The 17,006-nt window shown below is 26.5% G+C and carries 20 protein-coding genes; 4 read left to right on the top strand and 16 right to left on the bottom strand.

The annotated features are described in order from the left end of the window. Positions 1-231: 231 nt before the first annotated feature. Genes cmoA through DU473_RS07155 form a run of 10 tightly spaced genes read right to left on the bottom strand, consistent with a single transcriptional unit; the run spans position 232 to position 9,366 of the window. Positions 232-936 carry a carboxy-S-adenosyl-L-methionine synthase CmoA gene (cmoA, locus tag DU473_RS07110; protein ID WP_131163189.1) on the bottom strand — a complete coding sequence of 235 codons (705 nt, stop codon included), beginning with the start codon at positions 934-936 and terminating at the stop codon, positions 232-234. Continuing rightward, positions 933-1,778 (bottom strand): bifunctional riboflavin kinase/FAD synthetase, encoded by an 846-nt coding sequence (locus tag DU473_RS07115; RefSeq protein ID WP_262868248.1) that lies wholly within the window; start codon positions 1,776-1,778, stop codon positions 933-935. Before DU473_RS07115 ends, cmoA begins: the two co-directional genes overlap by 4 nt. Beyond that, positions 1,747-2,496, bottom strand: coding sequence for a 23S rRNA (cytidine-2'-O)-methyltransferase TlyA (tlyA, locus tag DU473_RS07120; RefSeq protein ID WP_131186870.1), 750 nt, complete (start codon positions 2,494-2,496; stop codon positions 1,747-1,749). Before tlyA ends, DU473_RS07115 begins: the two co-directional genes overlap by 32 nt. Then, positions 2,493-3,470 carry a hypothetical protein gene (locus tag DU473_RS07125; RefSeq protein ID WP_131163186.1) on the bottom strand — a complete coding sequence of 326 codons (978 nt, stop codon included), beginning with the start codon at positions 3,468-3,470 and terminating at the stop codon, positions 2,493-2,495. The genes tlyA and DU473_RS07125 overlap by 4 nt, the downstream gene beginning before the upstream one ends. Next, entirely contained in the window at positions 3,467-5,407 is a 1,941-nt protein-coding gene (gene ligA / locus DU473_RS07130) for an NAD-dependent DNA ligase LigA (RefSeq protein ID WP_131163185.1), read from the bottom strand. The genes DU473_RS07125 and ligA overlap by 4 nt, the downstream gene beginning before the upstream one ends. After that, on the bottom strand, positions 5,404-6,546 hold the full coding sequence (folP, locus tag DU473_RS07135) for a dihydropteroate synthase (protein WP_131186871.1): 1,143 nt from the start codon (positions 6,544-6,546) through the stop codon (positions 5,404-5,406). The genes ligA and folP overlap by 4 nt, the downstream gene beginning before the upstream one ends. Then, positions 6,546-7,151 (bottom strand): DNA polymerase III subunit delta', encoded by a 606-nt coding sequence (locus DU473_RS07140; RefSeq protein WP_131163183.1) that lies wholly within the window; start codon positions 7,149-7,151, stop codon positions 6,546-6,548. Before DU473_RS07140 ends, folP begins: the two co-directional genes overlap by 1 nt. Further along, entirely contained in the window at positions 7,152-7,685 is a 534-nt protein-coding gene (locus tag DU473_RS07145) for a HobA family DNA replication regulator (RefSeq protein WP_131163182.1), read from the bottom strand. Further along, entirely contained in the window at positions 7,685-8,887 is a 1,203-nt protein-coding gene (locus DU473_RS07150) for an aspartate kinase (RefSeq protein WP_131163181.1), read from the bottom strand. Before DU473_RS07150 ends, DU473_RS07145 begins: the two co-directional genes overlap by 1 nt. Then, complete coding sequence (locus DU473_RS07155; protein ID WP_131163180.1) at positions 8,887-9,366, bottom strand: RNA pyrophosphohydrolase; 480 nt, start codon at positions 9,364-9,366, stop codon at positions 8,887-8,889. Before DU473_RS07155 ends, DU473_RS07150 begins: the two co-directional genes overlap by 1 nt. Before the next feature lie 76 nt (positions 9,367-9,442). Here DU473_RS07155 and hemW point away from each other — a divergent pair, with 76 nt between their 5' ends. From hemW to queA, 4 genes are all read left to right on the top strand, one after another. Beyond that, on the top strand, positions 9,443-10,507 hold the full coding sequence (gene hemW / locus DU473_RS07160) for a radical SAM family heme chaperone HemW (RefSeq protein WP_131186872.1): 1,065 nt from the start codon (positions 9,443-9,445) through the stop codon (positions 10,505-10,507). 90 nt (positions 10,508-10,597) lie between these two features. After that, positions 10,598-10,957 carry a Sec-independent protein translocase protein TatB gene (gene tatB, locus DU473_RS07165; RefSeq protein WP_131186873.1) on the top strand — a complete coding sequence of 120 codons (360 nt, stop codon included), beginning with the start codon at positions 10,598-10,600 and terminating at the stop codon, positions 10,955-10,957. Then, positions 10,958-11,695, top strand: coding sequence for a twin-arginine translocase subunit TatC (gene tatC / locus DU473_RS07170; protein WP_131186874.1), 738 nt, complete (start codon positions 10,958-10,960; stop codon positions 11,693-11,695). Next, a complete protein-coding gene (gene queA, locus DU473_RS07175; RefSeq protein ID WP_131166022.1) occupies positions 11,688-12,707 on the top strand; it encodes a tRNA preQ1(34) S-adenosylmethionine ribosyltransferase-isomerase QueA in 1,020 nt (339 codons plus the stop codon). The genes tatC and queA overlap by 8 nt, the downstream gene beginning before the upstream one ends. Here the strand turns inward: queA and mrdA are convergent. From mrdA to DU473_RS07205, 6 genes are read right to left on the bottom strand one after another with little or no spacing between them, the layout of a single operon-like run. Next, the gene (gene mrdA / locus DU473_RS07180; protein WP_131186878.1) at positions 12,700-14,490 is read right to left on the bottom strand and encodes a penicillin-binding protein 2; all 1,791 of its coding nucleotides are present in this window, start codon (positions 14,488-14,490) and stop codon (positions 12,700-12,702) included. The two genes, queA and mrdA, sit on opposite strands and share 8 nt — an antisense overlap. Further along, positions 14,490-14,978 carry a hypothetical protein gene (locus DU473_RS07185; protein WP_131166021.1) on the bottom strand — a complete coding sequence of 163 codons (489 nt, stop codon included), beginning with the start codon at positions 14,976-14,978 and terminating at the stop codon, positions 14,490-14,492. Before DU473_RS07185 ends, mrdA begins: the two co-directional genes overlap by 1 nt. After that, entirely contained in the window at positions 14,979-15,569 is a 591-nt protein-coding gene (gene yihA / locus DU473_RS07190; protein WP_131166020.1) for a ribosome biogenesis GTP-binding protein YihA/YsxC, read from the bottom strand. Further along, positions 15,566-16,030, bottom strand: a complete 465-nt coding sequence (locus DU473_RS07195) for an LptA/OstA family protein (RefSeq protein ID WP_424944997.1) — start codon at positions 16,028-16,030, stop codon at positions 15,566-15,568. The genes yihA and DU473_RS07195 overlap by 4 nt, the downstream gene beginning before the upstream one ends. Then, positions 16,012-16,527: an LPS export ABC transporter periplasmic protein LptC gene (lptC, locus tag DU473_RS07200; RefSeq protein WP_131163173.1), complete on the bottom strand. Its 516-nt coding sequence runs from the start codon at positions 16,525-16,527 to the stop codon at positions 16,012-16,014. The genes DU473_RS07195 and lptC overlap by 19 nt, the downstream gene beginning before the upstream one ends. Continuing rightward, positions 16,518-17,006 carry an HAD hydrolase family protein gene (locus DU473_RS07205; RefSeq protein WP_131163191.1) on the bottom strand — a complete coding sequence of 163 codons (489 nt, stop codon included), beginning with the start codon at positions 17,004-17,006 and terminating at the stop codon, positions 16,518-16,520. The genes lptC and DU473_RS07205 overlap by 10 nt, the downstream gene beginning before the upstream one ends.

Here is a 17,006-nt window from a genome sequence, read left to right on the forward strand (position 1 = left end):
TCAATCCCCCCCCCAGAATACTATTATTATTTATTTTTTTATTAAAATTAATTAAAGCAAGTCCAAGTTTATAAGAGAGGGTATTTTTTATTCTATATGAGGCATTATCTTGCATTATTGTTCCTTTATAAGTCAAAATGGTTATTATATTAATTATTAAATTAATATAGGTTTTATTGGTTAATATTTACAAATTATTATTATACCCCCCCCCGCTCCGTTCTTAAATTTTTATTTAAACGCTATAAAGCTTTCAAAATTTGCCCATTTAAAAATACTTTCAACTTTCTTAAAACCTGCATTTTTAAACATAGTAAAATTTTCATTTTCACTATAAGGAATAAGTACATTTTCTAAAGCTTCTCTTTTTGCAGCTATTTCAAATTTAGAATAACCTTGTTTTTGTTTATAGTCTGCATAAAGTTCTATAATATTTTTTGACAAAAAAGCATCCTCATAAAGTATTTTTTCACTTATTATAAATACACCATTCTCATTTAAATTTTTATAGATTGTATTAACTAATTCTTGTCTTTTAGGTGGACGAATAAATTGTAAAGTATAATTGGCCACAAAAACATCGCTTTTAAAGAAATCAAATTCGCACAAATTAGCTTCAAAAAATTTAACATCTAAGCCATAAGCTTTTATCTTAGATCTGGCAATATCAAGCATAGAAGGAGAGTTATCTACGCCAAAAAGCTTAAAATCTTTTCTTAAATTTGCTAAAAAAATTAAAAAATTCGCACTAGAACAACCCAAATCGCAAATTATAGCTTCTTTAGATATAATTTTTGCTATTAAATTTGCACAAAGTTCTAAATTTTCTTTATAAAAAGGCACGGATCGATTAATCATATCATCAAAAACGCTAGCTACATTTTTATCAAATTCAAATTGTTTTTTTAAATCTTGTTTAAAAAGCTCATCTTTCATTTTTCATCCTTTAAAATTTCTTTAGCTTTTTGTATATCTTTTGAAATTTGATTTTTTAGTTTATTTAAATCCTCAAATTTTTGATTTTCCCTGATATAATCCACGAATTCTAATTCTAGAATTTCATGTAATTTTAATTCATCATCAAATTCTTCTAAAATATGACTTTCTATGGAAAAATTATTATCACTACTTCTAATTCCTATAAAACTTACGCTTTTATAGCTTTGATTTTTAAATTTTATAAAAGTTGCATAAACCCCATCTTTAGGCAAAAAATAATCTTTACATTCTAAATTTAAAGTAGCAAAAAGCTCTTTTGAGCCAAGACCTTGTCCTTTTATTAACCTTCCTTTAATACCATAATTTCTGCCTAAAAAAGAATTGGCTTTTTTTATATCACCTTGTTTTAAATACTCTTTAATCAAGCTTGTATGCACACCCACTCCATTAATACTAAATTCATCAACAATAATTGTTTTAATACCGCTTAACATTTCTATATCATTAGCCTTATAAGCTCTATTTTTGCCAAAACTAAAATCATAACCTACGATAATAAGCTTTAAATTTCTAAATTCTTTTTTTAAAAATTGTAAAAATTCTTTACCATCTAAAGTTTTAATATCTTTAAAATCAAGCTCTACTATTTCTTTTTTTGTTAAACAAAATTTATCTTGATTAGTGCAAAGTTTTTTACCTTTAAATTTATCTATGATTAAAAGTATGCCTTGATCATCTAAATAATCTATAAGTTTTTTATGACCTAAATGAATTCCATCAAAACTTCCTATAGCCAAGCTTTTCACTTTATCTTTTACTATAGTAGTAGAAATACTCAACATTACCCTCTTTTCCTCTAATCTTAGATTCTTCACTAATTTGTAAAATCCAACCTAAATTTATGCAAGCTTTTTCAAAATTTCTTCTTGCTTCTTGCACTATCTTTTCATCCTTTAAAATGCCCTTTTTATCTCTTTTAGCATCCTTTCCTACTTCAAATTGGGGTTTAAAAAGTAAAATGATATCTTTTAAAGCCAATTTATCAATATAAAAAAGCAAATGTATCAAAGATATAAAACTAACATCACAAGTAATAAGATCAAATTTTTCATCACTTTTAAAAGTTCTTAAATCAGTATTTTCTATCAAATTTATCTTAGAATTATTGCGCAAACTTGAATGAAGTTGATTAGAACCTACATCTAAAGCAGTAATTTTTAAAGCCTCATTTTCTAATAAAATTTGGACAAAACCACCTGTGCTAGAACCTATATCAAGACAATTTCTATCTTTTATAAGAATATTTTTATTTTCTAAAAAAGATTTAAGTTTAAAAGCTGCACGAGAAACATAAATTTTACTTAAAAGTTCCAGTTTTAACTCTTTGCAAATTAATATTTCTGCTTCAATTAAATCTTTATTTTGAATTAAAGTTGTCACATCAAAAGAAGCCTTAAATAATCTAGAATTTAGTAAAATCTCTTTATTTTCTATTAGCTCTGTAGCTTTATTTCTGCTGATTTTTAAACGTTTAGAAACAAAAAAATCATATCTCATTTTAAACTTTCATTAACAGCTTTTTGCAAATCTTCTTTTTCTTTAGAAAACCACCAAATTCCAAGTTCAAAAGCATTTTTATTTAAGAGTTCTTGAACTTTTTTTAAATTATTTTCAATTTGATCTTTATTTTGTTTTAATGAAGTTAAATTTTGTTCTTTTAATAGAGCTATATTTTCTACAAATAAGGCAAATTCTTTTTGATAAGGTTTTATTTTTTCATTTTTTGTTTCTTTTATAAAAAATATTCCCAAAATCATCATAAAAGAAAAGATATATATATAATTCTTATTTTTTATTTTAAAAGCAAAATTATAAATATAAGCAAAAGAAAGAGAAAATATAAAAAAATTTGAAAAATCAAAAATCAAATGAATCATTTTAAACCAAACTACACCCAAAGAAGATAAAAAATATTCTTCTATAAACTTTATAAGTGTCAAAATTTCAGAAATAAAATCAAACACAAAAAAAGTAGAAATCTTATAAGGTATAACATTTTGGCTAAAATTTTCTAACCTTACTTCTTCTAAAGAGCTAAAAAATAAATTAAAAATTGCATAAATTAAAGCTATTAAAAATGCACTTATGATAATGATTCTAAAATCACTATAAGCATTATCTATAAATTGAAAATTTAATTTTTTTCTTAAAAACACTAAACATAAAGGTAAAAAAATAAGCAAAAAAAATAATTCTTGTTTTTGAGCTGTAATTAAATTTAAAAATAAAGATAAAAAAGTAAAAATAGCCATAAAAAAACTTATGATATAGATTAAAAAATCTCCCATGCTCAAACGATAGATTAAGCTATTTTTTACAATAGTGGCTTCTTTTATGATATTTTTTCTAAATTTTAAAAAAACAAAAAATTCTCTAGCTAAACCATAAAAAATTAAAGGCAAAAAGATCAAAGAAAAATTCGAGTATTGCCAAGTCAAAATAAAAGCAAAAAGAGCTAATAAAGCTATCATTTTATAAGCTCATTAAAGGCATTTTCATCTATACAAGTTATATTAAGCTCCCTTGCTTTATCTAGTTTAGAGCCAGCCTCTTCTCCATAAAGAACAAAATTTGTTTTTTTAGAAACAGAACTACTCACCTTACCACCTAAACTTTCTATTAAAGCTTTAAATTCATCTCTAGGACGTGAAAGTGTTCCCGTAATAACAAAAGTTTTACCTATAATTTTACTATCATTTTGTATTTCATTTTGATCCAATCTTAAATTTAAAATTTTATAAAAATTATCAATTCTTTGATGATTAACACGTATAAATTCACAAAGACTTAAAGCCATTTGATTTCCAAAGCCTTCTAAATTTTCATAACTTTCTAAGCTTTGTTTATGCCAATCAAATCCAAAACTAAGACTTAATTTTTTAGCCGCTACTTCTCCAATATGCTCAATACCTAAAGCTGTAATAAAACGGTAAAGATCGCAGTTTTTTGCATTCTCAATGGCATTTAATATATTGTTAATCTTTTTTTCCCTAAAACCCTCTAAACCTTCAAAATCGCTAAATTTTAAATAAAAAATACTCTCAATTGTAGTAATTTTTTTATTTTTATATAAAAGCTCTACTATACTTTCTCCAAGTCCGTCTATATTTAAACATTTTTTAGAGACAAAATGAATGATTGAATTTAAAAGTCTATCCTCGCAATCAATATTTTGACATTTTATCAAAGCACCCTCATCTAAAAGCTCACTTTGACATGTAGGACAAATTTTTGGACGCAAAATATTAAGTTCTAAACCATCTCGACGCTCTTTAAAAACCTTAGTAATCTTAGGTATAACATCACCACTTCTTATAATACTTACATAATCATTAATTTTTACATCAAGTCTTGCTATTTCATCAAAATTATGAAGTGTTGCGGATTTAACTATAACCCCATCTAAATTTACAGGCTCTAAAATCGCCACAGGTGTTATAACCCCACTTCTTCCCACTTGCAAATTTACACCTATTAAACGCGTGGTTTTTTCAAGTGCAGGGAATTTAAAAGCTGCCATAAATCTAGGAAATTTCACTGTATATCCAAGCTCATTGCAAAGATTTAAGTCATCAACCCTTACGACCATACCATCCATCATCATAGGTTTTTTATCTCTTAAATTTAAAAGCTCTCTATAAGCAATCATTACTTCATTTAAATCCTTACAAAGCCTTACAAAATCATCTTTTAAAAAACCAAGATTTCTTACAAATTCCATAATCTCTGAATGTTTGCTAAATTTAAGACTGTTTTGCCCTACTCCCCAAGGATAAAATTTTAAATTTCTTTCTTTGGTAATACTTGTATCAAGCTGTCTTAAACTCCCACTTGCTGCATTTCTAGGATTTGCAAACAAGCTTTGATTTAAATTTGCTCTTTTTTCATTAATCTTTTCAAAATCATCTTTTAAAATTACTACTTCACCACGAATTTCTATCTTTTCTAAATAAGGAATATTTTTTGGAATACTATCAATTTCTAAAACATTTAGCGTTATATCTTCTCCTATTTTTCCATCTCCTCTTGTAGCTCCACTTATTAATTTGCCATTTTCATAAACCAAATTTAAACTTGCTCCATCAAATTTAGGCTCTATAAAAAAATTATTTTCACTTCTTGCTCTTTTTGCCCATGCTTTTAATTCATCTTCGTTAAAAACATCTTCCATTGACCACATAGGGCTTAAATGAGAAATTTTTTTAAACTCACTTTGTATGGTTGGAGCGATTTTTTGTGTAGGAGAGTCTTTAAGTAATAAATTAGGATTTTCGCTTTCAAATTTTTTAAGCTCTTTGATTAAATTATCATATTCTTCATCACTCGCCAAAGGCTCATCTTTTTCATAATAAGCCCTCATCCAAAGATTTGCTAATTTTACTTTTTCTAAATATTCTTCTTTAGTCATAATACTACCTCTTGCATTGCTTCATTAAGCTTAAAAAGTTGTTTATGTTCGTATAAATCATGAGTTCTTATGATACTTGCCCCATTTTCAAAAGCTTTTAAATGCAAATATAAACTTCCTGCTAAACGATCTTTAACCTCGCTTTTAAAATATGCATTAATTACACTTTTACGACTTGCTCCTACCAATAAAGGCTTATTAAATTGTAAAAAATGTTCTAAATGTTTAATTAAAATCAAATTATGCTCTGCGCTTTTTCCAAAACCAATACCTACATCTAAAATACTATCTTTTACTCCATAATTTTCTAAAATTTGTAATTTTTCTTTAAAAAATTCGCTTACTTCATATAATAAATCTTCATATTTTGGATCATTTTGCATAGTTTTTGGAATTCCTTGTATATGCATTAAACAATACGATGATTGATAACTCGCAGCGAGTTTGGCTAAATTTTCATTTTTTAAACCTGTTATATCATTGATAAGTTTAAAACCTTTATTTAGAGCATATTCTAAACAATACTCATCAAAACTATCTAAACTAAAAATACTTTCTTTATAATAATTTTTAGCATAGATTAAATCAAGTATATTTTTAAGCCTTTTAAATTCTTCTTCTTCTCCACAATACTCACTTCCAGGTCTTGAACTTACCGCTCCTATATCTATAAATTCAGGTTTTAAAGATAAAGTCTCAATAAGCTTTCTTTCAAAATCCAACTCACTAACACGACTTTGCTCATTAAAACTATCGTTGTTTATATTAATAACTGCCATTAATTTTGCGTTTTTGGGTTTTAAGAAATTATTTTGCAAAAAAGAAGCTAAATTTTTAAGTTTAAAATCTTGCAATTTTTCTTTATCTATAAGTTTTTGAATTTGATCTTTTGTAGCCATTAAAAGAGCATTTGAATGTGAAATTTTAGCTGTGATCACTTCTTTATGAGTTATAAGTTCAGCCCCAACTCTCAAAGCATCTTGCTTTAAAATATTTGCTGCTGGAACACTTATATCTTTAATAAAAATAAAATGAATTTCTTTTTTATTGGACATAATTTTTTGCCCGAGTTTATGAGGATTTATAAAGCCACAAAGAAGATTAAAATCTGTCTTAGGATTAATTTTAAAAAATTTCATTAAGCCTCATAAACATTTAATAATAAAGTTGCAAACAATAAACTTGCTTTTGAGTTTAATTTTGCAAGTTCATACGCCTTATAAAAAAAATCGAGTTCTTCTTCTTTAAACTTTTTAACTTTTAAGCATTCTTGAGCAAGAAGAGAGATTTTTTGCATAAGTTCTACTTTATCTAAATTTTCATTTTCTTTAATAAATTCAAAAATCATCTTTAAATCAAGTTTTTTAAGGTCTATTTTAAGATCAATTTCTTCTTTTATAATTTTATCTTTTTGGCATATAAGACGCGATTTAATTGTTGGTAAAAGAAGATTCTTGGAAGGAGTTACTATAAGAAATTTAATATTTCTTGGAGGCTCTTCTAAAAGTTTTAATAAAAAATTTTGTGCTTCTATTCTAAAAGAATAAGCCATTAAAATAATGATTTTTTCTTGAGTTTCAGCAATATAACTTTCTTTTTCAACAGCTCTTGCATCATCAAGCAAAAATTCATTAGCAACTTCTTTTGGAATAAATCTTAAATTTTTAAAACCAAAATCTTCTATCATTTTAGTTTTAATTCCATCAAAATCATTACTAATGATGATTTTACTTACAAAAGACATTTAAAGAACAACCTTAGAAAATAAAATGGCATCTATGCTTAAATCTAAGAGCTTAAACAAAGAAATAAGCTTAGCATCTAAATCTTTATCTTTAGAATTTAAGTAAAAACTATTTTGAAGTTGTTCATCAAAAAGCCAAAGTAAACTATCATCTTTAGATTTGGCAATTAAAGATTTTTTATCCGTGGTGCTTCCTATATAAAAATAGACATAGCCATTAGGAAAAGTAAGATCTAATAAATCATTAAGCAAAAATATATCTTCAGTATTTTGTATCTTTTTCTTATAAAGACAATCCAAAGATACAAAAGGAAGCATAGGTCTTGAATTTTTAGAATTAATATTTTTTAAAAAATAATGTTCATACCAAGACCTTTGTTCATCACACATTAGTATAAAAGTGCGTCCCTCTAAAAGATGCTTAAGTCTTGCTGCCATAAGCGGAGCCCATTCTAAACGGCGACTTTCCATCCAATTTAAAAAAGTCCCACCATTTCTAATATTTTCTAAAGTAAAACTAAGAAAATCACTCATTATTTATCAAGTCCATAAACTTCATGCAATGCTCTTACTGCAAGTTCTCCATATTTTTCTTGAACTATCATTGAAATTTTAATTTCACTTGTTGAAATCATTTCTATATTAATACCTTCATTTGCCAAAGCTTTAAAAGCCATTGAAGCAACACCTGAATGAGATTTCATACCAACTCCTACAATAGAAACTTTTACCACAGCACTATCTGTTTCTATAATAATATTAGAATCTAAAATTTCTTTCATAGCTTTTTTTGTTAATTCTAATTCGTTTTCTGGAACTGTAAAACCAAGATTTGTTGTCCCATCAATGCCTACATTTTGTATAATCATATCAACATTGATATTTTCTTTTGCAATGCTTGAAAAAATTTCAGCTGCAATACCTGGTTTATCTTGTATATTTCTTAAAATAATTCTAGCTTGATTTTTGTCCATAGCTATACCGCTAACTAAAGCCTGTTCCATTCCATTTTCTTGTATAATCATTGTCCCCTCATTATCATTAAAACTATTTCTTGTTACTAATTTAACATTTAATTTTTTCGCAAGTTCAACTGATCTGTTTTGCAAAACCTTAGCTCCCAAACTTGCAAGCTCCAACATCTCTTCATAAGAAATTCTATCAAGCTTTTTAGCCTTAGGTTCAATCCTTGGATCGGTCGTATAAACTCCATCTACATCAGTATAAATTTCACACAAATCAGCATTTAAAGCTCCTGCAAGTGCTACAGCGCTTAAATCACTACCACCGCGTCCTAAAGTCGTTACTTCTCCTTTTTCATTTACTCCTTGAAAACCAGCTACGATAACTATTTTTCCGTTATTTAATTCATTTTCAATAGCACTAGGATCAATATATTTAATTTTGGCTTTGGTGAAAACACTGTTAGTAATAATCCCAGCTTTTCTTCCAGAAAAAGAAATAGCCTTAAAACCTTTTTCATTTAATGCTATAGACAAAAGTGCTGAAGTCACCCTTTCGCCACTACTTAAAAGCATATCTAAATCATTAGCTTTTGGTTCTTTGCTAAAAAAATTAGCATATTCAATAAGCTCATTTGTAACTCCACTCATAGCAGACACTACAACAACAAGCTTATTACCCTCTTTGACACTTTGTATCACCCTATTTGCAACCGCCTCAATGCGTTCTAAATTTCCAACACTTGTTCCACCATATTTTTGAACTATTAGCATTAAATATAACCTTTCTCTTTAAAGTACTTAATCACAGTAATATAAATATCTTTTTTAAAATGATTAATCATTTTAAAAATCTGTTTTAGCTCTACAAATTCATAAGCACTAAACTCAGGAAATTTAGTATTTATATTAACCTTAGTATCATCCTTTAAACGCACTAAAAAATACTTTTGAATTTGTCCGTTATAAGGATGCATTTTTTGTGCTATTTTATCTGGAAAATCGTAGCTTAACCATTTAGGATATTCAGCAATAATCTCAATATCATCTGTTCCAATCTCTTCTTTAAGTTCTCTAAATAAAGCATTTTTGGCATTTTCTCCTTTATCAATCCCACCTTGTGGAAATTGCCAAATATTTTCCATATCGTTTCTTTTTGCTATAAAAATTTTACATTTTAAAGGATATGAACTTGAAAGTATAATTGCTGCAACATTAGGTCTATATCGTTTTATTTTATTTTCTTCTTTCATTAAATTATTTTAACTTATTTCAAATCAATTTTTTATTAAAATTTGCAAAAATTTTAAATTTGTAGAGAAAATACATATGCATTTATATATCCATATCCCCTTTTGTGAAAGCAAATGTTATTATTGTTCTTTTACCTCTTTAAAAAAAAAGAATTACGAAGATAGTTATTTCAATGCTTTAAAAAAAGATTTAGATTTTCAACTTAATTTTTTTAACATAAAGAAAAAATCGATTAAAACTGTTTTTATAGGAGGAGGAACTCCAAGCATCATACAAGCTAAATATTATGAAGAAATTTTTAAAATTTTAGAACCTTTTTTAGCTAAAAATTCAGAAAATACTTGTGAAGCAAATCCAAATTCAACTTCTTTAGAATGGCTTAAAGAAATGAAAAATTTCGGTCTTAATCGTATTTCTTTTGGAGCTCAAAGCTTTCACCCAGAAAAATTAAAATTTCTTGGAAGAATTCATAGCCAAGATATGATTTTTAAAGTATTAGAAAATGCAAATAAGGCAAATTTTAAAAATATAAATCTAGATCTTATTTATGATACAAAAATGGATAATAAAAAAATGCTTGAATTCGAACTTTTTAATTTGAAAAAAATTAAACCCTTAATCACTCATTTAAGTGCTTATAATCTTAGCATAGAACCAAAAACCATTTTTGCCAAAAAAGAATCCTTTAAAAAAAATGCACCCTATTTAATGAATTTTTTCATTAAAAATATTAAAAAACTTGGTTTTTTTCAATATGAAATTAGCAATTTTGCAAAAAATAAAACATATATTTGCAAACATAATCTTGCCTATTGGCAAGGAAAAGCTTATATAGGTTGTGGCTTAAGCGCAATAGGATTTTTAAAAAATCAAAGATTTTATACTATAAAAAATTTAAAAGATTATATAGCAAATCCCACTTTTAGAGACATAGAAAAACTAAATCCACAAGACTTAAATTTAGAATACTTATTTTTAGGACTTAGAAGCTGCGTAGGTTTAAATGAAAAAAAATTAGATAATACAACTAAGGAAAAAGCATTTTTCTTAACCAAAAAAAGAAAACTAATTTATAAAAATGGAATTTTTTACAATACTAACTATCTTTTAAGTGATGAAATCGCACTTTATCTTTCTTAAAAAAATATAAATTATAAAAATAATTTATTTTTTAGGAAATTTATGTAAAATTGTTTACTTTAATTATAATAATTTGTTTAAGGTAAATAAATGGGTTTTGGCGAGATTCTAGTCATTTTAGTTGTTGCTATTTTAGTGTTAGGACCCGATAAACTTCCAGAAGCAATTATGCAAGCAGCAAAAATTTTCAAGGCATTAAAACGCAATATTGATGAAGCCAAAGCCAGTATAGAAAAAGAAATTAGAATTAATGAACTTAAAGATGAGGCTAAAAAATACAAAGATGAGTTTTCATCAGCCAATGAAAATATAAGGAAAAAATTAAGTTTTGAAGAATTTGATGAACTTAAAAAGGATATTATGAATAATAATAAAGTTGATTTGACATTTGATTCCTCAAAAGAAAAAAACACAGAACAAGAAAATTTAAAATCAGATATGGAAAAATAAATGTTTGAAGAATTAAAACCCCATTTAGTAGAGCTTAGAAAATGCTTATTCATTAGCATTTGCTCTATTGTGATAATGTTTTTTGTATGCTTTTCTTTCAATGAATATATTTTAGATATACTTAAAAGTCCAGTAGAAGCTGTTTTGCCAGAAGTTTCAAAACAAATTACTTTCGTTGAACTTCAAGAACCTTTATTTACAGCAATGAAAGTTTCTTTTTTTACCGCTTTTATCATTTCTTTGCCTATTATTTTTTGGCAATTTTGGAAATTTGTATCTCCTGGTCTTTATGACAATGAAAAAAAACTTGTTATCCCTTTTGTAAGTTTTGCAAGTATTATGTTTATTTTAGGGGCATTATTTTGCTATTTTATTGTAATCCCTTTAGCGTTTAAATTTTTAATTGATTTTGGGGTAAAAACTCAGGATTTTAAACCTTTAATTAGTATTGGTTTATATGTTGGATTTTTTACAAAACTTATTATTGCCTTTGGTTTAGCTTTTGAAATGCCAGTTATTACGTTCTTTTTTGCAAAACTTGGATTGATCGATGATGCTTTTTTAAGAAAGCATTTTAGAATTTCTGTGCTTATTATTTTTATATTTTCTGCTATGATGACCCCTCCTGATATGATTTCTCAATTTTTAATGGCAGTTCCACTTTGCGGCCTTTATGGAATTTCAATTTTAATTGCTAAAAAAATCAATCCAGCAAAAGTTAACGAGGATGATGCATAAAGATTTAATTCTTTCAAATTACGATTACTACTTACCTAAAGAACTAATAGCTAATTATCCTGCAAATCCAAAAGAAAATGCTAGACTTTTGGTTTATGAAAGAGCTAAAAATAAAATTACTCATAGTACTTTTGCAAATCTTGATCTTTTCTTGCCTCCTTGTGCTATATTTTTTAATGATACCAAAGTAATCAAAGCAAGAATTTTCGGAGAGAAAAAAAGCGGAGCAAAAATAGAACTTTTTTTACACCAACCTCATGAAAACAATGAATTTTTAGTGCAAATTAAAGGACGTGTGAGGGAAAATGATATTTTAAATTTTCAAAATAATCTTCAAGCTAAAATTATCAAACTTTTAGAAAATGGGATGCGTAAAGTTTTATTTTATCAAAATGATAAAATCATTAATACCTTGACCCTTTATAATATTTTAGACACTATAGGGCATATTCCTTTACCTCCTTACATTAAAAGAGAAGATAAAAAAAGCGATGAAATAGACTATCAAAGTGTTTTTGCCAAAAATTTAGGAGCCATTGCAGCCCCAACTGCAAGTTTGCATTTTAGCAAAAATATGCTAGAAGTTTTAAGCAAAAAGCATGAAATTTACTATTTAACCCTTCATGTTGGCGCAGGAACCTTTAAAAATGTTGAGTGCGAAAATCTAAAAGATCATAAAATGCATTCTGAATTTTTTAACATAGATCAAAATGCGGCTTCCGTAATTAATTCTAAAACTCCCATTTTAGGAGTTGGAACAACAACAACTAGAACAATAGAATATTTTGCAAGAACTCAAAAAATGAATGGAGAGTGCGATCTTTTTTTACATCCCTTTAATAAACCCATAAGACAAAATTATCTTTTAACAAATTTTCACTTGCCAAAATCTACTCTTATAATGCTTGTTTCAGCCTTTATTGGTAGAGAAAAATGTTTAGAGCTTTATAAACTTTGCATAGAAAAAAAATACCGCTTTTACTCTTATGGAGATGCAATGTTAATTATTTAAAATATCCAAGCTCTATCATCTTTTCATAAATTTTTGCTGTAATAGCTCCTGAAGTAATGCTTCTTCCACCATGTTCTACTAAAATTGTAACAATATATTTTGGTTTAGAATATGGCGCATAAGAAGTAAGCCAAGTATGTGATCTTGTATAATATTTTAACTGCTCCTCATTAACCCTGTTCTTATCTGCTTGAGAAAAACCTATAACTTGTGCTGTTCCTGTCTTGGCTGCTATTTTTATAGGGATATTACTTAAATATCTATAAGCCGTTCCTCCTTGTTCATTAGCCACTGCATACATAGCTTGTCTAATTAAAGGTAAATTTTCTTTTTCCAAAGGAGTAAAGATATCATGCTCTACCTTGCTAAAAGTTTGATTATTTTCAGTTTTTCTTAAAAAATGAGGAATTATTTCTTTTCCGCTTGCAAGTTGTGCAGTATATCTAGCAATTTGCATAGGGGTTACTAAAAAATTCCCCTGTCCTATACTTGTATTTAAGGTTTCACCTTGATACCAAGGAAGATTAAATTTTTGCATTTTCCATTCACGGCTTGGAACAGTCCCAACAAATTCATTGGGTAAATCTACTCCAGTTTTTTCACCAAAACCAATGCGTCCTAAAGTTCTTGAAATTCTATCAATTCCTATTTGTAAGCTTCCATTATAAAAATACACATCACAACTTTGCTTAATGGCACTTCTTAAATCAACATGTCCGTGTCCGTTTCTATTCCAGCATCTAAAATTTCTTCCTCCAAGTTCTACTTTTCCACTACAAAAAAAATTCGTATTTGAAGTTATAATCTTAGAATCTAAAAATGATAGTCCCACACCCATTTTTACAACAGATCCAGGAGGATAAAGTCCATTAACAAGCTTATTGGTAAAAGGATGATCAAGATTGTTTGAAAGCTCACTCCACTCTTTGATTGAAATTCCTGTTACAAAGGGATTAAGATTATATTCTGGAAAACTTCCAGCAGCTAAAATTTCGCCACTTGTAGCATCCATTATAATAGCAGCACCAGCATTGTCATTAAAAATCTCGGTTAAAAAACTTTGCAATTTCATATCAATTGTTAATTCAATATCTTGAGAGACTGGTGCTTTGTAAGATAATTGTTCTATTTCTTTATTTAAAGCATTGACCTTATAAACCCTAGTTCCTTTTTGACCTTGCAAAATATCATTATAATATCGCTCAATTCCACTTTTTCCAGTATAACCGGTAAGCTTTGTAATATCATTTTCACTAACATCTTGCAAATTAGCTTTTCCTACATATCCTATAATATGAGAGGCTAAGTGATTAAAAGGATAAACCCTTTTTACTGCTGGCTCAATTTTTATATTTTCATTTAAATTAAGCTCAGAAAAATAAGATAACATTTTCTCATAAGGAACAAAATCTATAACTTTAATAAAATCTTGATTATAATAAGAATCGTTGCGTTTATATGTTCTCTCTAGCATAGTTATATTAAGATCTGGAAATAAATTCACAAGATTATTTAATTCTTTTTCTAAAATAATTTTATTTGTTTTTTTAAGACTTAAGTAAGGCTTTATGGAGATACTAAATCCTAGATCATTGATAGCAAGTAAAGTTCCGTTTCTATCATAAATTTGCCCACGTACTGGAGCTAAATATTCTGTTTTAATTGCATTTTGTTTTGCCATTTCTTCATAATAAACATTTGATTTTATACTCAAATAATATACACGGCTAAGCAAAAAAACAAAAAACAATATAATAAAAGTTATAACAATTTTTAAGCGTATCAAATTTTATTCCTAAAAAGAATATAAGCAATAAGGGACTCAATGACCAAAGAATAAAAATATTCTACACCAAAGACCTTTAAATCTGATTTTAAAATATAAGAAAATATTAAATCTATTACATAAATAAAACCATAAGCACACAAAACAAAAGTAATAGGTATAAATTTTTCTATTTTTAAATTTGTTTTAATCCAATAAGCAAAAAAATAATAAAAAATAAAAAAAGCAATCCAAGAAGAAAATATAAAAAAATTATGAGTTACGTCAGTAAAAAATAAAAAAAACAAACAAAAATACCAACGAAAATCAAGATCGTATAAAGTGCGTTCTCTTTGCTCTAATAAAAAAAACATATAACAAAAAAATACCCCATAAAATATAGGCAAATAAATAAAAATAGAACTTAAAATTTCATAGACTATGAGGATTATAGCTATAAAAATATAATTTAAATTAAGATTCACATTATATACTTGCTTTTTCATTTAAAAACCCAACGTTTTTAAAATAATGTCTTTTTCAAGCTCTGCTAAACCCTCTTTGTTAGCACTTGAAACCAAATACGCATCTTTAAAATTAACTTTAATTTTACTTTTTTGACTTTGATTTAATTTGTCACTTTTGGTAAAAACACGTAAAATTTTTTGATCATTTCTTAAAATAGTTTGTAAATATTGTGAAACATTTAAATCAATTTCTAAATTTGTATGTCTTGAATCTATAAGCAAAATAAAAAGCTTTATTGAAGTTCTAAGTCTTAAAAATTCATTTAAATTCTTACTCCATACTTCTTTTGTTTTTTTAGAAACCTTTGCATAGCCAAAACCGGGCAAATCAATAAAATAAATATTAAATTTTTCTTTTTCTTTATTACAGAAAACTTCGAAAAAATTAATCAATTGAGTTTTGCCTGGAGTTGATGAGCTTTTAGCAAGATTTTTTTGCTTGCAAAGAGCATTGATAAGAGAGCTTTTTCCTACATTTGATCTACCCAAAAAAGCAACTTCACTAAAATTTGATGGCATAGCATCACTAATACACTCAAAAGAAGAAAGAAATTTGGCCTTATAAATCATTTTTGTTCCACATCAAAAACAAAACGAATAGGATTTTTATTTTTGCTTTCAACAAGATAGGTATTTTTTTTTCTATCAATAACGATTTTATCACCATAAATTTGCTTATTTGTTGTTATTTCATTAATAATAGCATTACCATCAATCTCATAAGTATCTTTTACTACATTATAAATAAAACGATCTCCACTACCTTTGTAAATCTTATCCTCTAAATAAATTTCAAATTTAGCATTTTGCATTGCCTCATATTTTATTGGCTTTTTATTCTTATCCATATAAATAATTAATTTATCTGATTTTAAAATATCTTTTTCTTTTTTTACTTCAACATTACCACTTAAAATACTCTTACCTGCGTTCTCATCTAAGTAAAAACTTAAAGCTTTTACTTCAATCTGGGCTGCAAAACAGCAATGAAACATAAACATTAAAAGAAAAATTATTTTTCCTGTATCCATGCTTTAACTCCCTCAATTTGCAATGTTTTTTTCTTCAAATCATAAACTAAAACATTACCATCAATACGATTTTTATTTAAAAAAGCTTTAAAACCCACATCAGTACTTATAATTTTTTCATCAGGATTAAATTTTACTTTCTGGCTTAAAATTTTTGTTCCATTTAAATCAATATAACTAACATTACCTTCAAATACAATTTTATTTTTTTGATTATTTAAAAGTTCTAGAGTATTAGCACTTAAATTAAAATCAAAATTTAAGGTGGTGAAATAATGAAAAATATCTTTATCATTATAACGTTCCCAAGAATTAGCCTTATAATAAGCCTTTATTGCACTTGAATTTGTTTCATAAATATTTAAATTTTTTGCTTCCATATTTTTAAAATCTAAAGAATAAGATTTAAGATTTAAGGAGTAAGGATCTTGCAAAGTTAAAATCGTAAAAATAATAGTAAATAAAGCAATCAATACTCCAAAAATCTTTATAACCAAAGTTTATCCCAATCTTGTTTCATATTGTTTTTTTCTATAAGAATTTCTATCATTTGTGCTACTGCTGCGTTTCCACCTTTTTTATCTAAGCAAATATCAACTTTTAAATCTTTATGAGCATCTAAAGGCTTAAAACTTAAAGCAACATGTTCTAAAAGACTTTTATCATTAAAATAATCTCCAATAGCAGCACATTTAGAAAAGTCTAAATTTAATTTTTCTAAGATTAGTTTTGCACATTCTAATTTATTTTTAATCCCTTGATATACTAAATCAATTTTTAAATCTTTTGCTCTTAGTGTAACACACTCTGAAGTTCTGCCAGTTATAATTGCAATTTTTTTCCCAAGTTTCAACCAAGCTTCAATAGCAGCTCCATCTTTAACATTAAATTCTTTTATTTCTTTTTTATCTTGAGAGTAGATGATTTTTCCATCTGTTAAACAACCATCTACATCTAAAAAAATTAATTCTATCAT

This window comes from Campylobacter novaezeelandiae (assembly GCF_004323845.1).
In the GTDB taxonomy this organism is placed as follows: domain Bacteria; phylum Campylobacterota; class Campylobacteria; order Campylobacterales; family Campylobacteraceae; genus Campylobacter_D; species Campylobacter_D novaezeelandiae.